Here is a 25,635-nt window from a genome sequence, read left to right as displayed (position 1 = left end):
GGATTTTATCTAAAAATATATTTGCCATTAAATGCCTGACTTATTATGTTTCATAAAATAAACGTTCTTTGGAATGCACGGTTTTGTAGAGACAGGGCATTGCCCTGTCTCTACTTTGCACACCTTGAAAAATCTATTGTAAAAAATTGAAGAACGCTCATTTCTTAAATCCTAGTGAGTCAGGCTTATATACAAATAAATTCCTTTGTTACATTAGGCATCGACCGGGACGGCGTTCCGTTTTATTCGGTGAGCCACGAAAATTATATACAACCATTACCTCTTTGCCCTATGCCCTTACCCCCATGCCCTATGCCACTATTCTTTCACAAATTTCTTGGTTTGGTTCAGAGTTTTGAAAATGTAAACTCCGCTTGGCAGGTGGTTGATTCCCAAAGATTTTTTGTTTTCACCTGGTTGTAATGTGGTGTTTTCCTGATGCAGGATTTTACCTGTGGCATCAATGATTTCCAATTGGGCTTTTTGTGGCACAAGGCTGTTTATGCTGATATTAAGTTGTTCCTGCGATGGATTCGGGTAAATTGTGACTGTTGAAAGCGGCTTTGGTTCTGTGCTTAGGAGTGTCATATCAAACTTGCATAGAAAAACCTCATAGCCTTTCAGGGTTACGTTTACTTTCCAGTTGTTGTAAGTAGCTTCTACGGTTACTACCTCGTTTTCGTCTTTGGCATAAGGGTTGTGTGCAGCTACCAGAAAATCGGTTCCTTTGGCTACGCCCCGCCAGATAGGTTTGCGGTTGTCGACATATTCACGGGCAGGTTGCGGAATTACCAGTTGGCCGCCGTTTAACATATCTTTATATAGAGAAAGCCTATAAAGCCCATGAATAAAATGCTCGTACGCACTAAAGTTTTCGTTGTTTGCAAAAAGTGACGGGTCGTCCCACAACCATAGGCCATCAGCACCCGAAAAGAACGGAAAAATAGCGGTGGCTTCGGCCATAAATGGTTTTACAAAACTACGGGCGGCACTTGTTACATAACTATAGCGCAGCCACACAAACGGAATTATCGATTTATTTGGTGCCCATGCTTTGTTTACTTCTATCTGAAATAAAAGATAAGCCAGATAGTCGGGTGCTAGCGGGTGCGGATAATCGTAATAATAGTAAGCCGAGGGACTAAAGAAATCTTGTCGGTTATAAACTTCGCCGCCTATGGTGTTTCTCGAATAATCGTAGAACAAATAGTTGAGCAGACTCGCATCTGTTGTCCAGCGTTGCCACGAATTACCCGAAATATTGATATATGTATTCAGAATAGGTGAATCGGAATAGCCACCTATCTGCGCCGACTTGTTGGCTTTAGTAAACCCAAATGCCTCGGCATAAAGTGCCTGTAAATCTTTTTTATATTGGGTAATAAAAGCATTATTATCAAGACTCTGGTAAGCGATTGGCGTTGCCGGATGATTTTTAAGCAGAAGAATCGAATCGTTCGATTTTATCTGTCGTTCAAGGTCAGGTACAAGCAAATCAACCTCGGGCATTGTTGCCAGTTCGTGCTGCCATTTGGCACGGTAACCATCAAGGTTATTTCCCCAAGGACTCCGGGCAGTTTCCCAGGGTTGATTGGTGCCTGCATAGGCTACCCCATACCATGCAAAAGCCCTTTGGCTTTTTGGCAGGTTATCGTCGGCCCCTTCAAACGTTGCCAGATGGCTAAACCCATAGCGAAGCGGCAACCTGTGTGCATCGCCAAAACGAGGGCCACCATAAACAATCTGAAAAGGCAAGCTAAACTCAGGAAATTTCTGCCATTCAATCGTACGGTTTTCTGTGGTCGGTTTTAACACAAATGTATTCCCTCCACACGATTGGGCTTGTGATTGGTGGAAAAATGAAAGTAAGATAGATATAAGTAAAGTGAAAGAACCCCACCGTCGCACGGAGGGCTGGGGTGGGGTTATATTCAAGTATCTTTTCAAGCAAATCAGATTTTTATGATTTCTATACTCTATAACAACGCAAAAAACACTTACTTGTTTAGCTCATCAAAAACATAGCGGATTGAGCTGTACGAATTAAGTAATGCTTGCTGAACCTGTTTTTCGTCCATCCAGCGTAGCTCTTCAATGTCTTCCTCAATCTGCGGGCTCATGGCCGAATCATCAGTGCAGGTCATTCTATACCATTTGGTGCGTTTCAGTATTTTGCTGCCACCCATTGCGTAGGTGTGCCAGGTTGTGCATACTTTTTCTCCCAAATTTACACTTATATTACACTCTTCGGCTACTTCGCGCAGGGCGGTTGTTTTTGAGTCTTCGCCATCATCACGTTTGCCTTTTGGCAAATCCCATTTGCCCAGGCGAAGCATCATCAGTATTTTGTTTTCGTGGTTATACACCACGCCACCGGCTGCTTTCACTACTTTGTAGTAGCTTTTTATCTGCTCGGCTATTGCTTGTTTGTCTTCAACAACAAACACAACCGACTGATATTCAAAGTCTTTACTGACAGCTATAAGCCTAAAGAACTTTTCGATGGTTGAGGCCGTTGTATTCAGAACAATCACATGGCCTTTGAATTTTTTTTCGTTTAATTGCTCAAGGCGTGCATCTAAAATTGTATCAAAATCACTGCCGTGCAGGTTATGAAACTTTTTTTTACTAATAATTTTTACAGGTTTGTCGTCAATGAAGATAACCATTTGTTTTGTTCAGGCAGATTTGATTCAGGCGACAAAGTTCGTAATTTTTTTGGAAGTAAAAGAAGTCATAAAAAAATTATAATACACATTTCGTTTACAATATCTATAAAAGATATTATTTTGCATTCTAATCACCATCTGACCCGTCGAATCGTCGGGTCAAAAACTTTTAAATGGAAATTCTAATTATCCTTTTTTTAGTGGTACTCAACGGTGTATTCTCCATGTCGGAGATTGCCTTGGTATCTTCCCGCAAAACTAAACTCGAAATATTAAGTAAAAATGGCGATAAAAGAGCACAAGCGGCTCTCGACTTAGCAAATTCACCTAATCGTTTCTTATCGACCGTTCAAATCGGAATCACGATTATCAGTCTCTTGACCGGTATTTTTTCAGGCGATAGCCTGAGCGGGCACCTGAAGACTTTCTTACTCGACTTTGGTATCCCTGCACAATACGCCAACGAAGCAGCGGTTACATTAATAGTACTTATAATAGGTTATATGCAATTGGTGTTTGGTGAACTTATACCTAAGCGTATTGGTATGGCCAACCCCGAAACCATTGCTAAAGTGGTAGCAGGGCCAATGAATATCCTGTCTAAAATTACCTCACCGTTTATCTGGTTATTAACAAAATCGACCGATTTGGTTATCAAAATTCTGGGTATTCAGCAAAGCGAAAACTCTGTAACGGAAGAAGAAATCAAATCGATGATTCAGGAAGGCACAACAGGTGGCGCCATAGAAGAAATTGAACAAGAGATTGTGCAAAATGTGTTTCATCTGGGCGACAGAAAAATTACCACACTTATGACCAGCCGTAACGAGATTACGATGCTTGACATTGATGATTCGGTTGAAGAAAACATTGCAAAAATCATTAGCGTAAAGCACTCGGTGTATCCGGTTTGTAAAGATGGTATCGACAATATTGTTGGTTTGCTCTACATCAAAGACTTGTTGGGTAAAGACCTGAACATAGAATTACATAACCTGGAAAATCTATTGAAAGAGCCTTTGCTGATTCCGGAAAACAACCATGCGTATCAGGCATTAGAGAAATTCCGTGAAGAACGTATCCATGTGGGTATTATTATTGATGAATACGGTAGTGTGTTGGGTATAATTACCCTTAACGACATTATGGATGCCCTTGTAGGTGATATTTCGGTAGATGATGAATTTGAGTATGATATCCATGAGCGTGAAGACGGTAGTTTTCTGGTAGATGCTTCTTTGCCTTTTGATGATTTCCTGAATCATTTTGAGATACAGATAAACAATCGTAAAGAATACACAGGCTTTGATACCCTTGGTGGCTTTGCGCTGAATATTCTGAAAGAAATACCCGACACCGGTGATAAATTTGAATGGGGCGAGTACGAATTTGAAATTATTGATATGGACAAAAACCGTATCGATAAAATTCTGGTAATGAAAGTACAGAAAGAAGAGTAGTGATTTTTATCTGAACTTTGATTTACCTGATTAATCTGATTTTACTGAATTATTTTTATACTGATAAAAGATTAGTAAAAATCCATTTAATAAAATCAGGTTAATCCTAAAATCAGGTAAATCAAGGTTCAGACAAAAATTCACTCAATATTTATATAACATATTATATTTTAGATGAATACTTCCCACAAAATTGCTTCCTATTTGTTATCGACTAAAGCAGTAAAATTAAGCCCTGAGCAGCCTTTTAAATGGAGCTCGGGTTGGAACTCTCCTATTTATTGCGATAATCGTGTAACGTTGTCGTATCCTGAGGCAAGAACCTTTATTAAAAAATCGTTGGCCAAAGCCATAAAAAAACATTTTCCCGATGCCGAACTCATTGCAGGTGTAGCCACGGCGGGTATTCCGCAAGGAGCTTTGGTGGCCGAAGCACTAGGCTTACCTTTTGCTTATGTGCGCCCAAAACCGAAAGAACACGGCATGGGTAACCAGATTGAGGGACGTATTGAAAAAGGCCAGAAAGTAGTTGTGATTGAAGACCTGATTTCGACAGGTGGCAGCTCACTTAAAGCGGTTGATGCCCTACGTGATGCGGGTATTGAGGTTGTAGGTATGGTGGCTATTTTTACGTATGGTTTTAAAGTTGCCGATACAAACTTTGCCGACAAGCAAGTGCCTTTGGTAACATTGAGCAATTATAATGCTTTGATTGACGAGGCGATTAAACAAGATTATATATCGGCCGAATCGCTCGACTCATTGAAAAAATGGCGTAGAAAGCCAGAAACCTGGGGTGTGTAAACTATACCGAGTTTTATATGAAAGTGGAATCTGGAAACAGGTTTCACTTTTTTTATTTAATGAATTGGTGATTGAGTGAATGAGTGATTTTTTACCACGGAGTTGCGCTGAGTTTTACACGGGGTTACACTGAGGAATCAATACAATTCATAATGCTTGCTGAAATTAGTGAATTTGTCGGTCGTTGCGAGAAACTCAGTGGTTAAACACTTTATTAAAATATACTTGATTAGTAATAAAACTTGAAAGGGAGATTGAAGAATAAAAAGAAGGAGAAATGAGTTACTAATAATAAGTAAACATTTGCTGGTGTTGTTTAGGCCAAACCCTATTTTATTCTTACTAAAATCTTTTGTTGTGTAAACTGTTTTCTGCAATACTTATGTATTACTACTTATTAATGTTTTGCTTTACAGCATGAGTTTTATAAAAAGTGGTTAGGATGATATTTGCTTATGATTTATTGCGCTTATATCTCACTAAAAATTGATGGGTCAAAATTGAGAAAAAAAACCGCATGATAAATACGTAAAAATACCTGTTTTTTATTTTTATGTGTTTTTTTACCCTATCATTTACCTATTTTAACTTGTTCTGACAGCTTTTACAGGCAAATTTGCTTCAAATTCGCAAAGTATTTTATTCCGTAAAACAAAATTTCGAGAACTTCATTTTGAGGGACTATAAAAAAACAGGTATTTTTACGTATATTCACATCTTCCAAAAGTTCTACTTTTGCCAATACCAAACCATTATTATTTTAGAAACAAACATGAACACAGACCTTGCAAAAAACCACGGAGAGCCAAATCCAGACCCGTACAAAATTCCGTTAGCAACTGCTCAGGAATGGGTTAGAAACTGGGTAAATTTTGACCTTTCTCAACCGCAAATCCAGCCAAGTGAAATGAAAGCCTTTGCTATCACAAAAGATAACTTAGCCGCGCTTTCTGCAATGGCACCAGAAGCAAACTGGATTCGTTTTTACATTGGTTTGGAAGTTACAGAAGATGGCGTTTATCGCCCTCATTTAATCTCTGTTAATGCAATTGGGCCAGAAGATGTAGATGCCAAAACCAGATTGGATATCAAAGACATGATAGACTATGGTCCTGACAAAAATGGACTCTATTTTGTAAACGACTTCTCAAGGGTTTGCCCGCCTTTCTGCGACACCACCAGTGCACTTAATGTGAAGTAAGCAGCAAGATGTTTAATTGAATCACTTTAGAATTAAGATATTTGTAATTAATCCTTACCCCTTTTAATAGTAAAACAAGAAATGTAATGTGACTGCATTTCGGAAAAAACCTAAAGTGATTACACTTTGTCTATTGAAATGAATGCCTGACACTGTCCTCCGTCAACTCAAAACAACCTTTGCTAAAAAAAAAGTACTAATATTAGCTCTGCCGATACTTATATTTGTGGAGCTAATATTTACCTAACAAAATACCCAGATGTTTAAAGCAATTACAACATGGCTGGTAACGTATGCATCGTTTGTGTTATTTTTTCCGATAGCTGTTGCCATTTATCGGCGAAAGTATATGAAAAAAGAGCTAAAAGTAATGTGTTACTACCTTGCTTTTGTTCTGATTTTCCAATTGATAGCCATAGTTGTCTCAGCAGTTTTTAAAACAAACAATTTACCCTTTCTCCACTTTTATACGGTTGTAGAATTTGGTATAATATCATGGTTTTATAAAGAGTATCTGGGTGCTTTTCTGAATACTAAGCTCATCTATGGGATTTTTGTTTTGTTTACAGCACTGGCTATACTAAATGTAATTTTTGTTCAATCAATTTTTGAGTATAATTCCTACCCTCGTGGGCTTGAGTGCTTGTTTGTTGTCTTTTACGCCATAACGGCTTATTATAAAATTATAAAATCGCTTGAAATAATTTCGATAGAAAAATCTCCTTTGTTTTGGATTAATGCCGGATTTCTGTTTTACTTTGCAGGTAGTCTGTTTTTATTTGTTCTCGGCAATTTAATCTTAACACAGGATATACAGCTAAGTATGCTATCGTGGGCAATTCATGCCTGTTTAGTAGCCTTAATGTATGTTTTTATCGGAATTGGCTTATGGCACAGTCCTCGACAGTAGGTGCATCTGTTGATATGTATGTTATGATAATAGGTGGTACTATTATGCTTTTTTTGTTAGCCAGTGGTATTATAATCTTTATGGTGCTTTATCAGCGACGTATGCTCGAGCATAAAATGAGCGTGCAAGAGGCTGAAACAAAGCATCAGCAAGAGTTATTCTATGGTACCCTTGAAGCCATTGAAGGCGAACGCAAACGCCTTGCCCGTGACCTCCACGACGAAGTTGGTGCTTCGTTGTCTGTGATGCGTTTGCTCGTGGGCGAAATGACCGCCCGAAAAGTGCCCGAGATGGAAACTGCCGGCAGCCGATATAAAGAATTAATTGATAACACCATAGATAACGTAAGGCGGATTTCGAACGATTTGTTGCCACAGGGATTGGAAGAATTTGGGCTGGCATACGCCATTGAAGGCTTGTGCGAAAAGATACTGGCTGTTTCGGATATTGATATACAACTAAATGTGGGCAACCTGAGTAATATCAGTAATACGATTAATCTGGCAGCATATAGGCTATTGCAAGAACTACTGAATAACGCTGTAAAGCACGCTGAAGCCTCGGAGATACGGATTGATGTGCGCAAAGAAAACTCGGTATTATTGCTCAATTATGCCGATAACGGCAAGGGTTTTGACTTTACGCAAGCCTACCAGAAACGAAGCCTAGGACTTAAAAATATTGAAACCCGCACAAAGGTACTGAATGGTACTACCAAATTTGAGACATCGCCTAATGCAGGTTTAAAAGTGAGGATTGAGATTCCGCTACCTAATTGATTGAAGTTTAGCTATCACGTTTGTAATTACACCAACTCGAAGAACTTTACTCTTGGTAAGGCTATCGCTTTACCTGATTTACATCTTTTACTCTGACTCTACCTCAAACTGCTGTTGTTTACAAAACTATTTTATCAATCAATACCATGTATTGATTAAACCTGATTTATGAAAAAAATTAACGTTGCTATTGCAGACGACCAGATTCTATTCCGTAAAGGTATGGCTGCCATAATTAATGGGCTTGCCGATACACAAATAACGCTAGAAGCTGATAATGGAAAAACATTGCTTGAGGCACTTGAGGTAATTGAGACTAAACCAGATATTATTCTGCTCGACTTATCGATGCCCGAACTTAACGGGGTAGAAACCACCAAGATTTTACATAGTGAGTACCCTGATATTAAGATTATCATATTATCGGTACATAGCGATGAGCGTTTTGTGGCTCATCTGATGGAGTTGGGCATAAACGCCTACCTCTTTAAAAACGTTGAACCAGTCGAGGTTGAAAAGGCGATTCTGGCAGTAATAGAAAAAGGCTTCTATTTTAATGAGGTTTTTCTGAAAGCCATGAAAAACAGAATGCAAGGCAAAAAGCCCCGCTTGCTGATTCAGGACAATATCCCGTCGACACTCACGCAACGTGAGCTTGAAGTGCTAGACCTGATTTGCCGCCAATACACAGCGCAGGAAATTGCCGAAAAGCTATTTATAAGCACCCGCACTGTTGATGGCCACCGCAATAACCTGCTCGAAAAAACAGGCGTGCGCAACACAGCAGGGCTTGTGGTTTTTGCAATTAAAAACAATTTGCTTGACCCGTCGGCGCTTTTGTAATGGCGAATAGTGGATGGTGAATTAGCGAATAATTTAGTGAATGAATGATTGATTGAGCGATTTAGTGATTTTTAAGAGAGCGTAAAATAAAGCTGTGTAACATTGTGTTTTTGTGTACATTGTGGCTAAACACAAAACACCAAATAAAGGGCGTAAGATAGGACGAATAGTATTTAAGAACGCTATAAAATAAAACTGTGTAACATTGTGTTTTTGTGTACATTGTGGCTAAACACATAACACCAAACAAAGGGCGTGAGATAAGACGAATAGTATTTAAGAACGCTATAAAATAAAACTGTGTAACATTGTGTTTTTGTGTACATTGTGGCTAAACACATAACACCAAACAAAGGGCGTGAGATAAGACGAATAGTATTTAAGAACGCTATAAAATAAAACTGTGTAACATTGTGTTTTTGTGTACATTGTGGCTAATAGCCATTACACCAAACACAATATTACACAGTTTTTGTTTATAAGTGCCTTAGTTGCTTCCGAGATGCTTTAGCATTTTGATATGTGAGTTGAGCCCTTTGGCAAAAGAGGCTTTATCGTTATACGGAATATCAAATTCTTGTGCAGTGCTACGCACAATTGGTGAAATAGCACGGTAATGCACATGCGAAATATGCGGAAAAAGATGGTGTTCTATCTGATAATCAAGCCCGCCGATATACCACGAAAGGGCGTAGTTTCTGCTCGAAAAATTTGCTGTGGTATGCAATTGATGAATAGCCCACGAGTTTTCCAGATTACCTTTTTCGTCGGGTGCAGGTTGGCTAGCACCTTCTACTATATGCGCCAACTGAAAAATTGTGCTTAATATCAACCCTGCTACACAGTGCATAGCCATAAAGCCAATAAACCATTGTCCGAAAGTTAAATCGAGTAAGTAAATAGGCAAAACAGCTATAATCAATATATAGGCAAGTTTACCGATAATAAGGTACACTATTTCTCGGCGTGGGAATGATTTTACAAGCCCGGTTTTCGACATCTGGTTGTAGAGCGAAATCTCTTTGAAATCTTTCCACAGAAACGAGATTGTCATTAAACTATATAGAAAAAAGGCATATATATGCTGAAAACGGTGAATTGCCTTGTGCTTGTCGCAACATGAGAGCCTCAGCAGAAATTTACCCGTTATGTCTTCGTCAACATCATGAATATTGGTGTAGGTATGGTGCAGTCTATTGTGCTGAATCTCCCAGTTATAGACATTGCCGCCTAGCAGATATAGCGATGCGCCAAACAATTTGTTTATCCATTTACGCTCTGAAAAAGAGCCATGAATGGCATCGTGCATTACTGACATGCCAACACCGGCTACACCAACGCCCATAAGCGCAGCCAAAGCCAGCATTTGCCATTTTGAATAAAAACCTGAGAGTATCATGGCATAAGAGCCAATGTAGATTGTGAGCAAGCAAATAGCTTTTGTAAGTATTTTGTTTCCTCCGGTTTTAGCAATTTGATTCTCATAAAAATAGGCATCCACGTTTTCACGCAGGGCAGAAAAAAAGAGTGATTTATCCTTATTCAGGAACTTCACTCTCGCATATTTTGAAGCTTTCATTAAATGGGTTTTGGTAGGTAAGGGTTATAAACTTGTGTAATCTACAATTATTTCTCGGAGAATTATAATTTTAATACGATTACTTGAAAAATTTATTGCCCTAATAGCACTTTATTATTAAAAAAGTTGTTTTAAACCGCAATTAGTGCCTTTACCAACTCATTACCCGACTGCAAAAGCCTCTCAAAGCTACTCGCTACCTCATCAAAAGCTATGCGGTGGGTTATCCAGGCGTTTGTATCAATGCGGCCTTCTTCCATTAATTGAATGATGTATCTGAAATCGTCGGGCAAAGCATTGCGGCTTGCCAGAATAGTAAGCTCACGGCGATGAAAGAGTGGGTCGAAGAAAGTTAAATCTCCCTGAAACAAGCCTACAAAAATGATTTTGCCGCCAAAGGCTGCCAGTTCAAAAGTACGCATCATTGAGCTTGGGTTGCCTGTGGCATCAAAAATGGCCGTAGGCATATCGCCATCAAAAGCAGCCTTAATATCGTCAGCGCTATTGTCTGAAACCATCACGGTTGCATCGGCCTGCATGGTGTTTTTGGCAAAGGCTAGTCTTGACTCGTTCACATCGAGCATTACTACTTTAGCTCCTTTTATTTTGGCAAATTGCAAACAGGCAAGCCCTATTGGCCCCGCTCCTATTACAAGCACTTTATCGGCAGGCTTAATGTCGGCTCTATTTACAGCATGGCAACCAATGCCCAGGGTTTCAACCAGAGCCAGTTGGTCGTAACTTAGTTTTGCCGATGCATAAAGTTTATTGGCAGGCAGTTTCATGTATTCGGCCATGCCGCCATCGGTATGCACGCCCAGCACTTGCAGGGTTTCGCAGCAATTGCTTTTGCCGTTGCGGCAAGGTTGGCAATGCCCACAGTTCAGATATGGCTCTACCGAGCATTTATCGCCAACTTTTATGTTGTTTACCTGCTCTCCGACGGCTATTACCTCAACACCCAATTCATGACCCAACACACGAGGATAAGTAAAAAAAGGCTGCCGACCACGATACGCATGGTAATCGGTACCGCATATACCTATGCGGTGTATTTTCACGAGTGCTTCGTGGGCTTCAATATTGGTTGGTTCGGGCAGTGTTCCATAAACAAAGTTTCCGGCTTCTTGTAGCGTGAGGGTTTTCATTTGTGTTTGGGGAGCTAATTGTGAATGGCGAATGGTGAATTAGCGAATAAATAATTAAAATAGCTAATCATAAATGATACTACCTGATTTATTCGCTAATTCACCATTCAAAATTCACCATTTTTAAAAGTATCTTTTCAAATTAATAATCTGTTCGGGGATTTGCTGGGTGTTCCAGTGTTCGTGGATTACCAGGGCAGCGCCAAGGGCAGATGCCTGGGCGATTTCGGAAGCAAAAACCTGTTTATTGAAAAAGGCATCGGCCAGTAGATTCATATAAATCTCGTTTTTTGAGAACCCGCCATCAACAAAAATCTTTCTTACGTCGGTGCGGCCAATGGCTAGTTTCAGAGAAGCTATTTGTTGCGCCACCAAATCGAGCATAAACTGGTGGTATGCTTCTTCGTAAGATTTAAAGAGGTTGATGTTTCGCTCTACAAATGGGCAGTCTAGCAACACATCGGCAGTATCAGGCGTTGCCTGTTTGAATTTATTGCGCAGATACACAATTAAGTTACTATCAAACTTCACGTCTTTATAATAATTTACGTGCACGTTGAAGTAGCTCGCCAGGTGCTTTATTTGTCGCTCGTGCTCGTTTCCGGCAAATATTCTTGAAGCTTTTACGGGTTTACCTTCGTAATTGAGGTAACAGAGGCAGTCTTTGGCCAGTTCGCTGCTTGTAAGCGGGGTATCGTTGAAAGGGTTAAGGCTGATAGCCCAAGTGCCCGTAGAAAGCAGGATAAAGTCTTCGTCGAAGGTTTTAAGGTATGGCACCAAAGCCGCAGAGCTATCGTGGATACCTACGCCAATAGCCAGATTTGGTATAACATCGGTAAAAACATTGTTGCTTAACATGGGCGCCTGCTCAACCGAGTGCAGGTGTTCTGCTTCTACCCATGCGTGGTAATTGTTTTTATCAAAGTCCCAGAGCATTGTATGGCAGCCTACGCTGGTTATCTCAGCGATGGCCTTGTTACTAAACAAAAAGCTACAATATTGCGGCAGATGCAGCGAATAGCGTATCTGGTGGAATAGCGCAGGTTTTTGCTCTTTGAGCCAGTATAACTGCAAACCCGAGTTGAGCATACCTAAATCGGGCGAGGCGGTTTCTCTGAAAACATCGCTGCCGTGTTTTTCAAGAAAAGACTTACGCAAAGGCTTCGGGAAAGGCTTCAGGTAGTTGTAGAGGGCAGTTGCGGGCCTGGCATTGCCATCTAAATGCACAAAACTTGCACCGTATGCCGAAAAGTTCAGCCCTTTTATCGTAAAATCAGGATTTTGAGAGAGGGCCTGAAAACTATTTTTTATCCAGTTTGTGAGTTGAAGCAGGTCGTCAGAAGGATAACCGTCGTCGTCGAGTCTTTCTTCCAACTGCACTTGTTCTTCTTTTAATAGTTCATAATTCTGGTCGAAAACAAGTAATTTTTTATTTGTTTTACCAATATCAAAAACGGCACAAACAGGCGTAGAAGTTTTCTTTTCAGTCATTTATGTGTATGAGTGTTTTGGTTTCAAAATTAAGAAACAAGTTTCAATTAATGCACTTTTGCGCTTCATAATTCTTTTGCTATTGCCAGAATAATGATTTTTTAATTTCGTTTTGATTAATGAGTAAAAGTACTTATATTGCTTATACCAAACCATAAGAACATTTTTATGGGCATAAGGGATTTTTTACTAACAATCGGGCGGTAATCATCTTATATGTGTAATTTATCAGACAACCTTAAAAAAAAATTAATTTTAAATTTGTCCGCAACTTTTTGAGTATTTATGCCGTTATATAGGTAGTACGGTAAGTACTAATACACAAAATTTATTCGAAAAAACAATGAAAACGAAAATAACCACACTAGTGGTGTTATCTGCGCTTGCGATAACAACCACTGCATTTGCTCAGAGCAAAACTTCGCCTCCGGCCAACTATAAGCAGCAAAATCTGTTATTAGCAAAGAAGAGCAAGCCTGCTCAACAGTCTCAAATTGCGTTGTCAGACGATTACACAACAAATCCGTTGGCGAATCACCGCAATTATAAAGCACATGTTAATACGCCAGAGCCTTCGAGCACGGTTTATGATGTTAAATTAGGCAACAGGCACAAAAATTATAAACAAAAGAATTTGCTTACCAATAGCGGCCACAAAGAAGCCACCAAAAGAGCGCAAGATATTGAACGAGATGATGAAATGGCTTTGAAATAGTAAAGTGAAGTTCAATATAGAAGGTAGCCCATGCGGGCTACCTTTTTTGTTGGTGTGTTTTATATGAAGTAAACTACTGATTACAGAAAGATTATTTTCATAAATTGCGCTTTAAGTTCTTAGAAACTCAGGCCGAACTGAAAGCCGAGTGTAAACGATAAAGGTCGGTTATTACCCATCCGAAGCGGCATTGGTACAGCTATATAGTAATTACTATTAGTGTTTTTCTTGATAACTTTATTGAACACGGGCGTAACACCATACCGACCTGTGGTTTCAAAAGCCGCACGACCTGCAAAAGTATAGCCTTTGCCAAGCGATACTAAAATTCCTGGATGGATCAATAGATTGCTCATGCGGCTAGTAGCTTTTTCGGCTAATATATGCGGCACTATTTCTAAAGAAAAACCTATTTTATGTGATTTCCATAGATTGATACCTACCGGGAAACCCACTATATAGTTATCTTTAAAGTTGATGGTAGTATGCTCGCTAAAAGTAACAATTGGGTGCACAATACCAACATAAGCCGCTACTCTGGGATGTGTAACAGTTGCTTGATTCTGGGCATAAGCAAACCCAGTACTGCATAAGAAAATTGACAGAAAGAAGAATCTTAAAAACATAGTTTTGAATTTTGTAATGCGCAAAACTATGCTGGGATAAAGAGCTAAAATAGGACGCTATTTACTTTTTGTATCTACTTTACTTTTTTTGAGTTTATTTCTAAATGCTGATGGGTTTTCGCCTGTAATATGTTTGAAAGAACGTGTAAAATGGCTTTGGTCAGAAAAACCCGTAAGATACGCAATTTCGGTAAGCGAATATTCTGGCTGCTGCATCAATTCGATTGCTTTTTCGATACGCTTTTTTCTTACATATTCGCCGAAATTCAGGTCATCGAAATACTTAGAAAATTCTCTTGACAGATACGATGGATTAAGGGTTAGTTCATCCGAGATTTTTTTCAAGTCAAACGTGAATTGCATATCAATCTGGTCTTGAATAATATTTTTCAGCTCTTTTACCCAAACAGGCGTTTTCTTTTTATCATTTTCTTTCAGAATCTTATGATAAACTTCATGCAAAAGTTTTTCGAAAGGGCTATTCTGTAAGTGTTTTTGTTGGTAAAGGTGCTTTGCCCAGCTATACAGGGCATCATAAATTATATAGCCTTGCTCAAGCAATTGGTAGTCGTCTCTGATATTATAAGCCAATCCGGCCGAAATAGCACCTAGCCCGGCAGCCTCTTTGGCTATACTATATCTGTCGGTATCGGCTGCCCTTACAATATCAGCAAGAATATGAACGGCGGGGTCGGTTATCTGATATTTCTTAACTATGTAATCAAATGTACATTGGTCGCCGTAATGTGTAAACTCTACATCCGGAATGTCAAACGGAATAGCGTTTAGTTCTGCTGCCTTTTTTAATATTTCATCAAAAGGTACATAAAAAAACTGGGCATTAGAATCTACATATTTCCTGATTAACCATGGACAAGCCAAACGATCAATTTTGGGTCTTTCTCGGGTTATCCATTTCATAGTTTTATTGCGTACCTATAAATTAATTCCCTTCAGTTTCTCTTTCAGTTTTTGTGATACAAACTCATTGCCTTTGGCCGACCAGTGCCCATCGCATGGCAAAAAATAGCCTTCTGTTGATTCGAGTTTATCGAAATCTGCAAGCAAATCAACCAGTACAATGTTTTGGGCTTGGCAGAAGCGCAAAAGTTCATCACGGAAAATACTCTTTTTAGTGCTTTTGTACTCAATCAGGTCGAGCGGGTGCGGAATGAGTAAAATTATGAGGGGCTTTGCACCCATTTCGGTTTTTAATCTGGCTACATTGTATTGAAACAACTCCATGCCTTTGGCGTTTTGCTGCTTAAATACCTCGCTCTTATAGGTGTTCTCGGTGCCAGCCTGCATAAACTTAATGCGGTCGGCAATGAAATTAACCATAGCACCTGTATAGGTAAAATCGGTGATGAAGGCCCCTATTTTATTGATTGCGTGTGTATTTGAATAATAAATATCACGGAATAAATCGGCGGTGCTGCGTCTGATAACACTATCAGGATGTGCCTGCGATTTCTCTAGCGCATCAACGTGGTAGATTAGTTCATAATCGTTTTTGATTGAATCTTTTACCATATAAGGTCGGTAACGGTTTTTGGTATAAAAAAACGATTTACCAAACTCGTAATCGTCGTCAACAAGGTCGTTGAACGGAAAAAAAGAGAGCACAACTGCATTGTGCGAGAAATCTTTGGCTTTGGTTTCGTAAAGCAAGCGCATTTGTGTAGTACCAAACGAGCCCGATGTACCAAAGTTGAGGCACTCAATGCCTGTTTCTTTTTCCATTATGTTTGTGAGGCGGTTTTCTTCATTTACTCCATAACCTTCAATAAAAGAATCGCCCAGAAATAAAATACGTTTTTTGTCTGATGTTTTTTGTTTTTCAGAATCCCGAGCACCGTAGCTATTAAATTTGTATTCCACGTTCCAGCATGGCCCAATGTGCCTGGTGGTGGCATTGGCATAGTGCCATGCGCCAAAAACCTTGTTGTTATCAACAAAAAATGGTAAAAACTGATTGGAGTAAACTTTAGGAGGCAAGCCAATGTGAAACAGACGAATGGCAACAAAAGAGAACAGTTCAATGATGATAATAAGTGCGAGAATTTGAATTAGGTAGAATCGTAATTTTTTTAATAAAACAGCATTCATGAGTTAGAGTTTTTTCATATAAGGGTATTTGAATTCAATAAAATTATATGCAAGATGCCTCAAAAAAATGAAGCCAGAAAATTCTCGACCTAGTTTTAATAAAATATTTATTTTTCGGCCGAAGGGTTTGAATTAGTTGCCTGATACCCCAACCTCAGGCAACTAATAATTATAAAGAAGAAACAGCAAATTGCTGCATATAGGCTTTTATCATCTCTCGTACCCGACGAAACTCATCCATTATTTTTGTTTCGTCAGTATCCTGAAATTTGGCAGGGTCCGGAAAATCATGGTGTAGTTTCTGGGCATTACCTGCAAAATAAGGGCAGCGTTCGAGCGCATTGTTACAAACCGTAATCACATAATCAAAGTCTATAGCCATGTATTCATCAATATGGTTTGAGGTATGGGCACTTATATCGATTCCGTCCTCAAGCATAGTAGCTATGGCTCTTGGGTTTACGCCGTGTGTTTCTACTCCGGCACTGTAAACTTCTGCCTTATCGCCTGCAAAAAACTTAAGGTATCCCTCGGCTATCTGGCTACGGCAAGAATTACCTGTGCACAAAATCAGTACTTTCTTCATATTTTAGCAACAGTTTGATTCAGGTGGGCAACAATTACTTTTGCTTAGTGCTTCTTTCTGGGCATAAACTGTTATGCTAAAAATGCCGCCTTCTTGTTGTTTCATAGCGGCAATTTCTTCGGTATCAAGATAATTGGCAAGAATATCGTCTGGAATAATTATTTGTTTTTCTTTCTGGATAACAACATTCTGAAAGCCTGCATCCTGAATCATTTGCAGATACTCTTTTTTCTGAATAGCACCCGATACGCAACCTGCATACATTTCGGCTACTGACTTAATTTTTTCGGGCAGTTCGCCAAGCAATACAATATCCGAAATACTGAAATGCCCCTGCGGTTTAAGTATTCTCTTTATTTCGGCAAAAACCGCTGCTTTGTTTGGCACCAGATTTAGCACACAATTGCTTACTACTACATCGGCAGTATTATCTCTCAGCGGAATATCCTCTATGTCTCCCTGGCGAAACTCTACATTGGTATAGTTAAGTTTCTGGGCATTTGCGCGTGCCTTTGTAATCATGGCTTCTGTAAAATCGATGCCTATTACTTTGCCGGTTTCTCCGGTTTCGGCTCTTGCTACAAAGCAATCGTTGCCTGCACCAGAGCCTAAATCTACTACTGTGTCACCTTTTTTGATGCGGGCAAATTGGGTTGGTAGTCCGCAGCCCAAACCTAAATCGGCATCGGTATTGTAGCCTGACAGCTCGGTGTAGTCGTCTGACATTATGTTGTACACTTCGGTAGAGCAAGCCCCTGCTCCACAGCACGATGCTTTGTTTACCTCTACTTCCTGCAAGGCAATTTCGCTATATTTCTGCCTTACTAATTCTTTTAAATCTTGTTCTGAACTTGACATGGTATTATATAATTAAAAATGAACTATGACGTATAATTACGACATATATAAGCAAAAAATTTTAGCAGCATTGCGCCGGAGGATTAGCCAATGCTTCGTCGAAAAAAATATTGAAAATATGCTTGATGTGCTTTACTACTTTCAGGTCGAGGCAATAACATACATTAAGCCCGCTTACCTCGCCCTGTATAATACCCAAGGCTTTTAACTCCTGCAAATGCTGTGATACTGTTGTTCGGCTAAGTGGTAATTCATTTGAAATATCGCCCGAAATACATACCTGCTTTTTGGCAAGAAACTGAATGATGGCTACACGAGCCGGGTGCGCAAGTGCTTTGGCTATTTGTGCAATCTCTTGCTGATTGGCTTCAAATAATTGTGTTTTGGCGTGAGTCATTGTTAAAAATAAAAATCTATGACGTAAATATACGACATAGATTTTGTTTTCCAAATTTTTATTTACCGAATTGAAGCTATTGCCTAAAAATTCCTACAAAAAATCCCCGCCATTTGCACAGCGGGGATTTGATTTATATATGATTTCTAAAAATTCTTACAATCTGAAATTACGCAGGTTGTAGGTAAATGTGAGCATATAGTAGCGGCCAAGTACCATGTTTCTTACGTCTTCTACGTAGGCAGTTGATACGTTACGGCTGATGCTGTTGTTTTGTTTCAGAATATCAAATACATTGAAGCGTAACTCACCTGCTTGTTTTTTCAGGAATTTATAACCTAAACCTCCATTCCAAAGTGTAAAGCTTCTATTATAACCTGCACCCAAACCAGAGTACGATTGGTTGACAACCTCGGTCTGGAACACAAAGCCTTTACCAAACAACCAGTTAACTTTCAGGTTGCTGTTTTGCGAAAAGAAATTGCTGTTCAGGTTGGTTTGCAAACTGTTGCGCACAATGTTGTAGCTTGGCGAAAACGAAACCGTGAAATCGAGTTTTTCGCTCATGCTGCTGCTCACCACTACTCCACCGTTTATGCCGTAGTTGTTGGTAAAACTTTTGGCGTTGTTGATAAGGTTCGGGTTTTTGAGATAACTAAAGCCAGCATTGAAATTGACGTTCGACTTAATGAATGATACCGGAATACCATAGCTCACAAACGAACGGATATTGAGCAGGCCATCCATATTTACAGGTTTGTTTAATTGGGAGCCTTTAAAGAGTATAATACCATTGGCAAGCTCATAATCTTGGTCGGCAATGAATGTCGACTGCACAATGGCGTTGTTTGAATAGCTTACATTACCAAAAATATTGATGCTTTGCGCAGTTTTTGATTGTGTTGAACCAAAACGCACCGACACCGAGTGTGAATAATCTTGTTTCAGGTCTGGGTTACCTGTTGATAATTGCGTTGGGTTGCTGTTATCGATAACATCTTGCAATTGGTTAACCGATGGCGCATTGGTATTGGTGCGGTAAAATACACGCAAATTAGCTTTGTTTTCGAAACGGAAATTAAACATGGCATTTGGCAAAATGCTGTTGAATGTATATTTCACGTTTTGTGTAAGCGGATATGTCTGTTCGCTGGCCAATTGTGCATTCTGATAAGCTGCGCCAACAGTAAAGAACGATTGTTTGCTACGGATACGATAGCTAACACCCGAGCGGTTAGTAAGGTAGTCGTTATCGAAAACACTACTCAGGCCCTGATTTAGAATAGAATAAGTATTCGTTTCGTCGTCAAATGCATTCACACGGCGGTCAGACTTGCTCATGTTATACGATATGTTGTGGTCGAACTGTAATTGTCCGGTTTTACCCACAGGCTCGGTATAGCTTAAGTTGGCCGAAATACGGTTGCTATTGGTTAATGACTTGGTTTGTTGGTTAATAATCTGGGTTGTATCAGTTGGCGAGAAAAAGCGGCTGATAGAGTACTGATTGCTAGTGCCTGTGCGGTCGTTTGTGTTATTTTGTAAACTTACCGAGAATGTACGACCTTGTTTGGCAAATCTATGGCGGTATAGCAATTCTCCTGACAAATTAAACCCTTTGTTGTTTGAGTTTCTTGATGTTTCGGTTGTGTTTTGTAACGACCCATCGAGTATTGTCTGTGCGTTGAGTGTTGAAAGCGAGGTATTATCTTGCCAACTGATGCGGGGCGTAAATATGATTGAGTTATCTTTATTAATATTATACTCAAGGCGTATATTCATCCGGTGGTTCATATTGTCGTTTCCGGTTGTGCTTACGGCATCGTAGGTTTGTGGTAATGTTCCTAAATACTCACGGTGCGACTCACTTGAATTACCATTATTGGCCGAGTTAAAGAAATAACTTGTGTTCAGTTTTACTTTTTTACCAAGGTTATCGGTATAGTTCAAACCTATTGAAGTAGTTTTGGCAATACCCGGTTGTTGACCTACCATAAAATCACGGGCGCTTGCGCCACCGCCGCCACCACCAGGGCGGCCACCGCCACCACCACCGAAATTACCGCCGCCACGGCCACCACCGCCGCCGCCGCCACCAAAACCACCACCACCGCCTGAGGTGCCCAACACGCCAAGGATGTCATCGTTCGAGAAGTTTTGCTGGTTGATGTTATTAGATAAACCTATAATAGTAAGGCGTTGGTCTTTTTTGAACAAGTTCATGCTCACACCCGACTGATAGCGGTCGTTTTCGCCATATCCAGCATAAACTTTGCCGAACTGTCCGTTATTTTTGCCTTGTGTGGTAGTAATATTAATTGTTTTCACGGAGTTGCCATCGTCAAAACCTGTAAACTGGGCTTGCTCGCTGAGGCGGTCAAAAACCTGAACTTTGTCGATAATTTCGGCAGGAAGGTTTTTTAATGCCAGTGTAGCATCATCACCAAAAAATTCTTGCCCATCAACCGTTACTTTACGTACATCTTCGCCTTGTGCTTTTACTACGCCATTTTCGATGGTTACACCGGGCATTTTTTTCACAAGGTCTTCGGCCGAGGCATCAGGATTTGTTTTGTAGGCACTGGCATTATACTGCACAGTATCACCTTTTTGCTCTACCCGAATCTGTTTTTCACGCACTACAACCTCGCTTAACTGGCGGGCGTTTTCGCCCATTATTAGCGTACCGAGGCTCTTGTTGCTATTACTAACAGTAACTTTGGTTTCGAGGTCGTCGTAGCCGATTGATGTTACTCGAACCTTATAGGCTCCAGCCTGCACCCCTGTGAATCGGAAGAAACCGGCAGTATCGGCCTGCACACCTTTGCGTTGTGTGCTATCTTGTTGGTTAATTAAAAATACGCTGGCACCAACCACTGCTATTTTGGTTTTGGCCTCTTGTACCGTTCCTGTTACTTCTACTCCTTGAGCAAAGACTTTAGCAGAAACTAAAAGTGTGAGTGATAGTATAAATAGATGCTTATTCATTGTTAGTAAATCGTTAACATTACGTTAGAATAATAAAAGGGTATAAAGTTTAGTACCCCTTAAGAATATGGCGACCAACCTGCAAGTTGTGTAGATAAAACACATCAAATAGACCGATTATCTACACATTGGTATTGTATTAATCTAATATCATTTATTTAAATTAAGCTAAAATTATGTTTCGACTATGGAGAAAATAAAATTTAATCTCTGTAAAATTGCACTTGCAGCCAGCAAAAACGTATACGGGCATACCTTTACACCAAAAATCAATACAAAAAACTGATATTCAAGCATTTAAACCAATATTCGTGATGTATATACTCAAGCAGCATTTTTACCTCTGTTTTGCCTTACTCTTTTTGTTTTTATTTAACTGTGAACACAGCACTTATGCCCAGCCAACCGATAAACCTAAGGCACGCTACAACTATTTGTTGTACTTACCCAAGGATTATGGCGAAAAAACTGTGCCATACCCCGTGATTATTTACCTGCACGGAAGCTCGCATAGGGGAAATGATTTGAACAAACTAAAAGGCTACGGCCTACCCTACGTGATTGACAAAGGCAAGGAGGTTAACTTTATTGTGGTGTCGCCGCAGTGCCCTGACGGTAAGTATTGGAGCAGCGAAAACTGGTTTGATTCGCTCTATACCGAGCTTAAAAGTAAATACAGAATTGATACCGACCGTGTGTATCTGACAGGCATCAGCCTTGGCGGGTATGGCACTTTTATAGGCGGTATGGACCATGCCGATAAATTGGCAGCCATAGTGCCGCTTTGCGGAGGTGTAAACGACAGCGATATGACAAGGCTATGCAGTACACTGAAAAAGATGCCTATCTGGACTTTCCACGGTATAGCCGATAACATTATTCCTATCAGCGAAACGGAGCGGGTTGTAAAAGTATTGGAGCAATGCAAGGGTAATGTTACATTCACCAAACTAGAAAATGAAGGCCATACGATACAGTATCTATACGAAAAAGATGATATTTATGATTGGATGTTGAAGTGGAAGCGAGGGAAGTGAAGGCCGACGGGGTTGCATTTTTACCAAAAGTTTTGTAGATTGAAATCAAAACCCTATAACGATATGCAATCACTCAAGAATCCATTGAATTTTTATGTTTTAATCTTTGCTCCACTATCAATATTGATGCTGGTATCAAAACTTGATTTGGTAAGCTCTCAATTTTTTGCCATTGCTATACTTGTATGGGCTTTAGTGTATCATCCTTATATTTCAGGCAACCGACTAATTGCGATAGGGAAAATAAATAAGCAAGACCTGAAATATAATTTTATCCCATTCTGGAATCTGCGTTTTTTTGATTCTTTGTTTTTCAACAAGTAATCATTCAAATAATCTTGATACTATTTTTAGCCTCTTTTTAGAGGCTTTTTTTATGCTGCAGACTATTACTGACTACTAAATGCTGTTCTAAAAACGGGACTCAGAAATGTATTATCCCTAAGGGATATTGGCACTTAAAATACCTATTTTTCTACCAATATAACGTTCCTCCGGAACTCAAAAATGAGCAATTTTATAGCCCGACTGGGCATACCCATAGGGATGTCATATTCTAATTTCATTCAGAAGGTATAACCTATTTATCTTTAAATACTTTCTTGTTCTAATGCGAAATAGCCTTCAGCCCAATAATAGAGCCGACAAGGGTCATTAAAAAGAATATCCGCCAGAAATTGGTTGGCTCTTTAAAAATCAATATACCTACTAACACCGTGCCTACTGCCCCTATCCCCGTCCAGACGGTGTAGGCTGTGCCGATGGGTAGGCTTTGCAGTGCTTTCATGAGCAATAGCATACTGGCTACTAAAGATACGGCAAAACCTGTGTACCACCAATAGGCTTCGGTGCCTGTGCTTTCTCTTGCTTTGCCTAAACAGGTGGCAAATGCGACTTCAAATAATCCGGCGATGATTAATATTATCCAGTTCATGTGTCTTTGTACTTTCTTTATGTTTAAATATTGGTACAAAGGTCGGGCTGCCCGAATCGGAATCCTTTTACAAATGTTAAAAAACGATTTTGTTTATCGTTTTTCTCCTCTTATGCGGCTCAGGCTCACTTGCGTAATACCCAGATATGAAGCAATATAGCCGAGCGATACTCGGCGGAGCAAATCTGAATGGTTTTTAATCAGGTCGGTATAGCGCTCGGCTGCTGTGCTGAACTGGCGTGCAATGAGGCGTTCTTCGGTTTTTATGAGTTCTTGTTCGGCAAACTTGCGGCCCCAGTTGGCTATGTGAATATCTTGCTCAAAAAGGGTTTGCAGTTTTTCGGTTTGTAGTTCGTAGAGTTGGCAGTCTTCTAATAATTCTATATTCTCGTAGCCGGGTTGATTGGCCACATAGCTTTTCATTGATATGATGGTTTCGCCCTCTTTGCCAAACCAGAAGGTAATTTCGGTATCGTTCTGATAAGCATAAGCCCTTACAATGCCTTTTTTGATGAAATAGATTTTCTTTTCAATAGTCTCGGCTTTTAGTAAAAGGTGTTTTCGTGGGAAACTAACTTCATCAATACAGGCTAACAACTGCGCCAGCGAAGCCTCTGGTAATGGGTATATTTGGTTGAGGATTTGTTGGATTTGCATGAGTTAAAGCATCATTAGCACAGAAATAAAAACTATAATTGGATTAGCCTTGAAAGACCAATCCAATTAATTACTCATCTATTGTCTATCATATCACCCAACCAATGCTCTACTCCTCCGCTTCGCCAGAAACGCTTCCATTTCCACAAGGCTTAGGGCGTTAAAGGTCATGTCGGTAGTTAGGCCGCCTTTGCGGGCTACGGCTACGCCATAGTGCATATCGTGATAACCTTCCATTTCGTGAGCATCGGGGTTTATGCTAAGCATCACACCTTTTTCGATACAGTATTGTATCCAACGCCAATCTAAATCGAGGCGATACGGGCTGGCGTTGATTTCCATTATTACGCCATTTTCGGCACAACAATCTATTATGGCTTTATAATCAATCGGGTAGCCTTGGCGAGATAGCAACAAACGCCCCGTTGGATGGCCTAAAATAGTTGTATAAGGGTTTTCGATGGCTCTTATCAGTCGCTCGGTGGCACGTGGCTCTGTCATGGTCAGGTTTGAGTGCACAGATGCCACAATGTAATCGAAACTTGCCAGTACTTCGTCGGGATAATCCAACGAACCATCGCTTAGAATGTCCGATTCAATGCCTTTCAGAATCTTGAAAGGTTTACCTCCTGCGGCATTGAGTTTTTTGTTGAGTTGCTCAATTTCGGCGTGCTGCTGCTGCACTTTTGTAATGAGCAAGCCCGAGGCATATTGCGCCGATTGCGAGTGGTCGGCAATACCCAGATACTCAAAACCCAACTCCTGACAATAAGTGGCCATTTGCTCTAATGAGTGGCGACCGTCAGAATAAGTCGAGTGATTGTGCACAATACCTTTCAGGCTATCCCAGGTTACAAGGTCTTCGTTCTTGCGTTTTTGAATCCAGTCGAACTCAAAATCACCTTCACGCATTTCTGGAATTATATAGGGGATACCGTATTTTTCGTAGATTTCTTCTTCGTTGTTCAAACCATCAGTTTTGCTGAGTTTCAACAGGGTTTGTCCTTTTTCGTTTTTGTGTTTCAGGTGATTGGCATCAGCCGAATACACAAATTGCTTGTGTAGAAACTGGTTCTGAGGTACCCATTTTATTTCGAGGTCAATTTTGTTATCAAGGTAACTGCCTCGCCACGTGAAAGGCGACGAAGCCTTGGCGTTTTCAACAAAACTTTCGGGCAAAGCGGCAAAGAATCCACCAGTTTGTGGCTCAGTGTTCGAAACAAGAAATAGCAACGAATCTACAACTTCGTTTTTGCGACGTACTTGCCCCGATATTTCAACTTTGGCGTAATATTTCTGTAAATCTTCCTGTATCACTTCGGCCAATGCTTGTGCTTTATCCATGCGCAACTTACCTGCCTGACTATTCAAAAACGCTATCGATGCCAATATTGCTTCCTGTGTTTTGCCACCAAAGCCTTTTACTTTACCAATTGTGCCGTTTTCGCAGGCAATTTGCAGGTCGTTTATGTTATCAATGCCTAGTTCTTTCCAAAGGACTTTTATCTTTTTTACACCAATACCTTTGATTCTGAACATATCAATCACACCTTCGGGGGTGGTGGTGAGTAATTCCTGCAGCTCACGCAAAGTGCCCGAACTTACAATCTCAACTATTTTTCCGGCCATCATCTTCCCTACTCCCTGAATCTGCGTAAGCTGGCTGAAATCTAGTACGGCTAAATCTCCGGTATATTTATCTAAATAAAAAACTGCGTTGGTGTAGGCTCTTATTTTAAACTCGTCTGCATTGTGCAATTCCATTAACTTTGCAGTGAGTTCGAGTGTTTCTATGATATAGGAATTCGTAACCATGTGTGTATATTTGTTGAATATTGTTTTCA

At 40.0% G+C, this 25,635-nt stretch carries 24 protein-coding genes; 9 read left to right on the top strand and 15 right to left on the bottom strand.

Going from position 1 to position 25,635, the window contains the following annotated elements:
* Positions 1-318: 318 nt before the first annotated feature.
* Together WAE64_RS14095 and WAE64_RS14090 are read right to left on the bottom strand one after the other, a co-directional pair.
* Complete coding sequence (locus WAE64_RS14095) at positions 319-1,815, bottom strand: T9SS type A sorting domain-containing protein (protein ID WP_340237493.1); 1,497 nt, start codon at positions 1,813-1,815, stop codon at positions 319-321.
* 182 nt (positions 1,816-1,997) lie between these two features.
* The gene (locus WAE64_RS14090; protein WP_340237492.1) at positions 1,998-2,669 is read right to left on the bottom strand and encodes an NUDIX hydrolase; all 672 of its coding nucleotides are present in this window, start codon (positions 2,667-2,669) and stop codon (positions 1,998-2,000) included.
* 173 nt (positions 2,670-2,842) lie between these two features.
* On the opposite strand from WAE64_RS14090, the gene WAE64_RS14085 reads away from it, so the two are divergent.
* The 6 genes from WAE64_RS14085 (at position 2,843) to WAE64_RS14060 (ending at position 8,666) form a co-directional block, all read left to right on the top strand.
* Positions 2,843-4,129, top strand: a complete 1,287-nt coding sequence (locus WAE64_RS14085) for a hemolysin family protein (RefSeq protein WP_340237490.1) — start codon at positions 2,843-2,845, stop codon at positions 4,127-4,129.
* A gap of 174 nt (positions 4,130-4,303) precedes the next feature.
* Complete coding sequence (gene pyrE / locus WAE64_RS14080; RefSeq protein ID WP_340237488.1) at positions 4,304-4,933, top strand: orotate phosphoribosyltransferase; 630 nt, start codon at positions 4,304-4,306, stop codon at positions 4,931-4,933.
* 772 nt (positions 4,934-5,705) lie between these two features.
* Positions 5,706-6,134 (top strand): hypothetical protein, encoded by a 429-nt coding sequence (locus WAE64_RS14075; protein ID WP_340237486.1) that lies wholly within the window; start codon positions 5,706-5,708, stop codon positions 6,132-6,134.
* Positions 6,135-6,393: 259 nt separating this feature from the next.
* Positions 6,394-7,044, top strand: a complete 651-nt coding sequence (locus tag WAE64_RS14070) for a hypothetical protein (RefSeq protein ID WP_340237485.1) — start codon at positions 6,394-6,396, stop codon at positions 7,042-7,044.
* Complete coding sequence (locus tag WAE64_RS14065) at positions 7,023-7,823, top strand: sensor histidine kinase (protein WP_340237484.1); 801 nt, start codon at positions 7,023-7,025, stop codon at positions 7,821-7,823. Before WAE64_RS14070 ends, WAE64_RS14065 begins: the two co-directional genes overlap by 22 nt.
* 168 nt (positions 7,824-7,991) lie before the next feature.
* Positions 7,992-8,666 carry a response regulator gene (locus WAE64_RS14060; protein WP_340237483.1) on the top strand — a complete coding sequence of 225 codons (675 nt, stop codon included), beginning with the start codon at positions 7,992-7,994 and terminating at the stop codon, positions 8,664-8,666.
* Between the two features lie 487 nt (positions 8,667-9,153).
* Here the strand turns inward: WAE64_RS14060 and WAE64_RS14055 are convergent, their stop codons facing one another.
* The 3 genes from WAE64_RS14055 to WAE64_RS14045 all read right to left on the bottom strand — a co-directional run bounded on the left by WAE64_RS14055 (position 9,154) and on the right by WAE64_RS14045 (position 12,884).
* Positions 9,154-10,245, bottom strand: coding sequence for a fatty acid desaturase family protein (locus tag WAE64_RS14055; RefSeq protein ID WP_340237481.1), 1,092 nt, complete (start codon positions 10,243-10,245; stop codon positions 9,154-9,156).
* Positions 10,246-10,376: 131 nt separating this feature from the next.
* On the bottom strand, positions 10,377-11,393 hold the full coding sequence (locus WAE64_RS14050; RefSeq protein ID WP_340237480.1) for a zinc-binding alcohol dehydrogenase family protein: 1,017 nt from the start codon (positions 11,391-11,393) through the stop codon (positions 10,377-10,379).
* A gap of 123 nt (positions 11,394-11,516) precedes the next feature.
* Positions 11,517-12,884 carry an FGGY-family carbohydrate kinase gene (locus WAE64_RS14045; protein ID WP_340237478.1) on the bottom strand — a complete coding sequence of 456 codons (1,368 nt, stop codon included), beginning with the start codon at positions 12,882-12,884 and terminating at the stop codon, positions 11,517-11,519.
* 343 nt (positions 12,885-13,227) lie between these two features.
* On the opposite strand from WAE64_RS14045, the gene WAE64_RS14040 reads away from it, so the two are divergent.
* Complete coding sequence (locus tag WAE64_RS14040) at positions 13,228-13,599, top strand: hypothetical protein (RefSeq protein ID WP_340237476.1); 372 nt, start codon at positions 13,228-13,230, stop codon at positions 13,597-13,599.
* A gap of 119 nt (positions 13,600-13,718) precedes the next feature.
* On the opposite strand, the gene WAE64_RS14035 is transcribed toward WAE64_RS14040, so the two are convergent.
* The 7 genes from WAE64_RS14035 to WAE64_RS14005 all read right to left on the bottom strand — a co-directional run bounded on the left by WAE64_RS14035 (position 13,719) and on the right by WAE64_RS14005 (position 21,163).
* A complete protein-coding gene (locus WAE64_RS14035; protein WP_340237473.1) occupies positions 13,719-14,225 on the bottom strand; it encodes a hypothetical protein in 507 nt (168 codons plus the stop codon).
* Positions 14,226-14,282: 57 nt separating this feature from the next.
* On the bottom strand, positions 14,283-15,146 hold the full coding sequence (locus WAE64_RS14030; protein ID WP_340237472.1) for a chromate resistance protein ChrB domain-containing protein: 864 nt from the start codon (positions 15,144-15,146) through the stop codon (positions 14,283-14,285).
* 15 nt (positions 15,147-15,161) lie between these two features.
* Positions 15,162-16,334, bottom strand: a complete 1,173-nt coding sequence (locus WAE64_RS14025) for a hypothetical protein (protein ID WP_340237470.1) — start codon at positions 16,332-16,334, stop codon at positions 15,162-15,164.
* 169 nt (positions 16,335-16,503) lie between these two features.
* The gene (locus tag WAE64_RS14020; RefSeq protein ID WP_340237467.1) at positions 16,504-16,920 is read right to left on the bottom strand and encodes an arsenate reductase ArsC; all 417 of its coding nucleotides are present in this window, start codon (positions 16,918-16,920) and stop codon (positions 16,504-16,506) included.
* 3 nt (positions 16,921-16,923) lie between these two features.
* Complete coding sequence (locus tag WAE64_RS14015; protein ID WP_340237465.1) at positions 16,924-17,778, bottom strand: arsenite methyltransferase; 855 nt, start codon at positions 17,776-17,778, stop codon at positions 16,924-16,926.
* Positions 17,779-17,839: 61 nt separating this feature from the next.
* Positions 17,840-18,175 (bottom strand): ArsR/SmtB family transcription factor, encoded by a 336-nt coding sequence (locus WAE64_RS14010; RefSeq protein ID WP_340237463.1) that lies wholly within the window; start codon positions 18,173-18,175, stop codon positions 17,840-17,842.
* Between the two features lie 156 nt (positions 18,176-18,331).
* Positions 18,332-21,163 carry an outer membrane beta-barrel protein gene (locus WAE64_RS14005; protein WP_340237462.1) on the bottom strand — a complete coding sequence of 944 codons (2,832 nt, stop codon included), beginning with the start codon at positions 21,161-21,163 and terminating at the stop codon, positions 18,332-18,334.
* A gap of 314 nt (positions 21,164-21,477) precedes the next feature.
* Here WAE64_RS14005 and WAE64_RS14000 point away from each other — a divergent pair, with 314 nt between their 5' ends.
* Together WAE64_RS14000 and WAE64_RS13995 are read left to right on the top strand one after the other, a co-directional pair.
* Positions 21,478-22,200: a carboxylesterase family protein gene (locus WAE64_RS14000; RefSeq protein ID WP_340237461.1), complete on the top strand. Its 723-nt coding sequence runs from the start codon at positions 21,478-21,480 to the stop codon at positions 22,198-22,200.
* A gap of 63 nt (positions 22,201-22,263) precedes the next feature.
* Positions 22,264-22,524: a hypothetical protein gene (locus tag WAE64_RS13995; RefSeq protein ID WP_340237460.1), complete on the top strand. Its 261-nt coding sequence runs from the start codon at positions 22,264-22,266 to the stop codon at positions 22,522-22,524.
* Between the two features lie 283 nt (positions 22,525-22,807).
* Here the strand turns inward: WAE64_RS13995 and WAE64_RS13990 are convergent, their stop codons facing one another.
* From WAE64_RS13990 to WAE64_RS13980, 3 genes are all read right to left on the bottom strand, one after another.
* A complete protein-coding gene (locus WAE64_RS13990; protein WP_340237458.1) occupies positions 22,808-23,134 on the bottom strand; it encodes a DMT family transporter in 327 nt (108 codons plus the stop codon).
* Between the two features lie 93 nt (positions 23,135-23,227).
* Positions 23,228-23,791 (bottom strand): Crp/Fnr family transcriptional regulator, encoded by a 564-nt coding sequence (locus WAE64_RS13985; RefSeq protein WP_340237456.1) that lies wholly within the window; start codon positions 23,789-23,791, stop codon positions 23,228-23,230.
* A 93-nt stretch (positions 23,792-23,884) separates the two neighbouring features.
* Positions 23,885-25,606: a PHP domain-containing protein gene (locus WAE64_RS13980; RefSeq protein ID WP_340237455.1), complete on the bottom strand. Its 1,722-nt coding sequence runs from the start codon at positions 25,604-25,606 to the stop codon at positions 23,885-23,887.
* Positions 25,607-25,635 lie beyond the last annotated feature (29 nt).

The organism is Emticicia soli, assembly GCF_037860775.1.
In the GTDB taxonomy this organism is placed as follows: Bacteria; Bacteroidota; Bacteroidia; order Cytophagales; family Spirosomataceae; genus Emticicia; species Emticicia soli.
Note: the sequence above shows the minus strand (reverse complement) of the source record. Positions and strands in the feature narration are given on the sequence as shown.

What these genes read in the sequence shown, in the direction of transcription:
- WAE64_RS14090 (WP_340237492.1), bottom strand. Translation starts at nt 2,669, where the DNA reads ATGGTTATCTTCATTGACGACAAACCTGTAAAAATTATTAGTAAAAAA.
- WAE64_RS14085 (WP_340237490.1), top strand. Translation starts at nt 2,843, where the DNA reads ATGGAAATTCTAATTATCCTTTTTTTAGTGGTACTCAACGGTGTATTC.
- pyrE (WP_340237488.1), top strand. Translation starts at nt 4,304, where the DNA reads ATGAATACTTCCCACAAAATTGCTTCCTATTTGTTATCGACTAAAGCA.
- WAE64_RS14075 (WP_340237486.1), top strand. Translation starts at nt 5,706, where the DNA reads ATGAACACAGACCTTGCAAAAAACCACGGAGAGCCAAATCCAGACCCG.
- WAE64_RS14070 (WP_340237485.1), top strand. Translation starts at nt 6,394, where the DNA reads ATGTTTAAAGCAATTACAACATGGCTGGTAACGTATGCATCGTTTGTG.
- WAE64_RS14065 (WP_340237484.1), top strand. Translation starts at nt 7,023, where the DNA reads ATGGCACAGTCCTCGACAGTAGGTGCATCTGTTGATATGTATGTTATG.
- WAE64_RS14060 (WP_340237483.1), top strand. Translation starts at nt 7,992, where the DNA reads ATGAAAAAAATTAACGTTGCTATTGCAGACGACCAGATTCTATTCCGT.
- WAE64_RS14055 (WP_340237481.1), bottom strand. Translation starts at nt 10,245, where the DNA reads ATGAAAGCTTCAAAATATGCGAGAGTGAAGTTCCTGAATAAGGATAAA.
- WAE64_RS14050 (WP_340237480.1), bottom strand. Translation starts at nt 11,393, where the DNA reads ATGAAAACCCTCACGCTACAAGAAGCCGGAAACTTTGTTTATGGAACA.
- WAE64_RS14045 (WP_340237478.1), bottom strand. Translation starts at nt 12,884, where the DNA reads ATGACTGAAAAGAAAACTTCTACGCCTGTTTGTGCCGTTTTTGATATT.
- WAE64_RS14040 (WP_340237476.1), top strand. Translation starts at nt 13,228, where the DNA reads ATGAAAACGAAAATAACCACACTAGTGGTGTTATCTGCGCTTGCGATA.
- WAE64_RS14035 (WP_340237473.1), bottom strand. Translation starts at nt 14,225, where the DNA reads ATGTTTTTAAGATTCTTCTTTCTGTCAATTTTCTTATGCAGTACTGGG.
- WAE64_RS14030 (WP_340237472.1), bottom strand. Translation starts at nt 15,146, where the DNA reads ATGAAATGGATAACCCGAGAAAGACCCAAAATTGATCGTTTGGCTTGT.
- WAE64_RS14025 (WP_340237470.1), bottom strand. Translation starts at nt 16,334, where the DNA reads ATGAATGCTGTTTTATTAAAAAAATTACGATTCTACCTAATTCAAATT.
- WAE64_RS14020 (WP_340237467.1), bottom strand. Translation starts at nt 16,920, where the DNA reads ATGAAGAAAGTACTGATTTTGTGCACAGGTAATTCTTGCCGTAGCCAG.
- WAE64_RS14015 (WP_340237465.1), bottom strand. Translation starts at nt 17,778, where the DNA reads ATGTCAAGTTCAGAACAAGATTTAAAAGAATTAGTAAGGCAGAAATAT.
- WAE64_RS14010 (WP_340237463.1), bottom strand. Translation starts at nt 18,175, where the DNA reads ATGACTCACGCCAAAACACAATTATTTGAAGCCAATCAGCAAGAGATT.
- WAE64_RS14005 (WP_340237462.1), bottom strand. Translation starts at nt 21,163, where the DNA reads ATGAATAAGCATCTATTTATACTATCACTCACACTTTTAGTTTCTGCT.
- WAE64_RS14000 (WP_340237461.1), top strand. Translation starts at nt 21,478, where the DNA reads ATGTATATACTCAAGCAGCATTTTTACCTCTGTTTTGCCTTACTCTTT.
- WAE64_RS13995 (WP_340237460.1), top strand. Translation starts at nt 22,264, where the DNA reads ATGCAATCACTCAAGAATCCATTGAATTTTTATGTTTTAATCTTTGCT.
- WAE64_RS13990 (WP_340237458.1), bottom strand. Translation starts at nt 23,134, where the DNA reads ATGAACTGGATAATATTAATCATCGCCGGATTATTTGAAGTCGCATTT.
- WAE64_RS13985 (WP_340237456.1), bottom strand. Translation starts at nt 23,791, where the DNA reads ATGCAAATCCAACAAATCCTCAACCAAATATACCCATTACCAGAGGCT.
- WAE64_RS13980 (WP_340237455.1), bottom strand. Translation starts at nt 25,606, where the DNA reads ATGGTTACGAATTCCTATATCATAGAAACACTCGAACTCACTGCAAAG.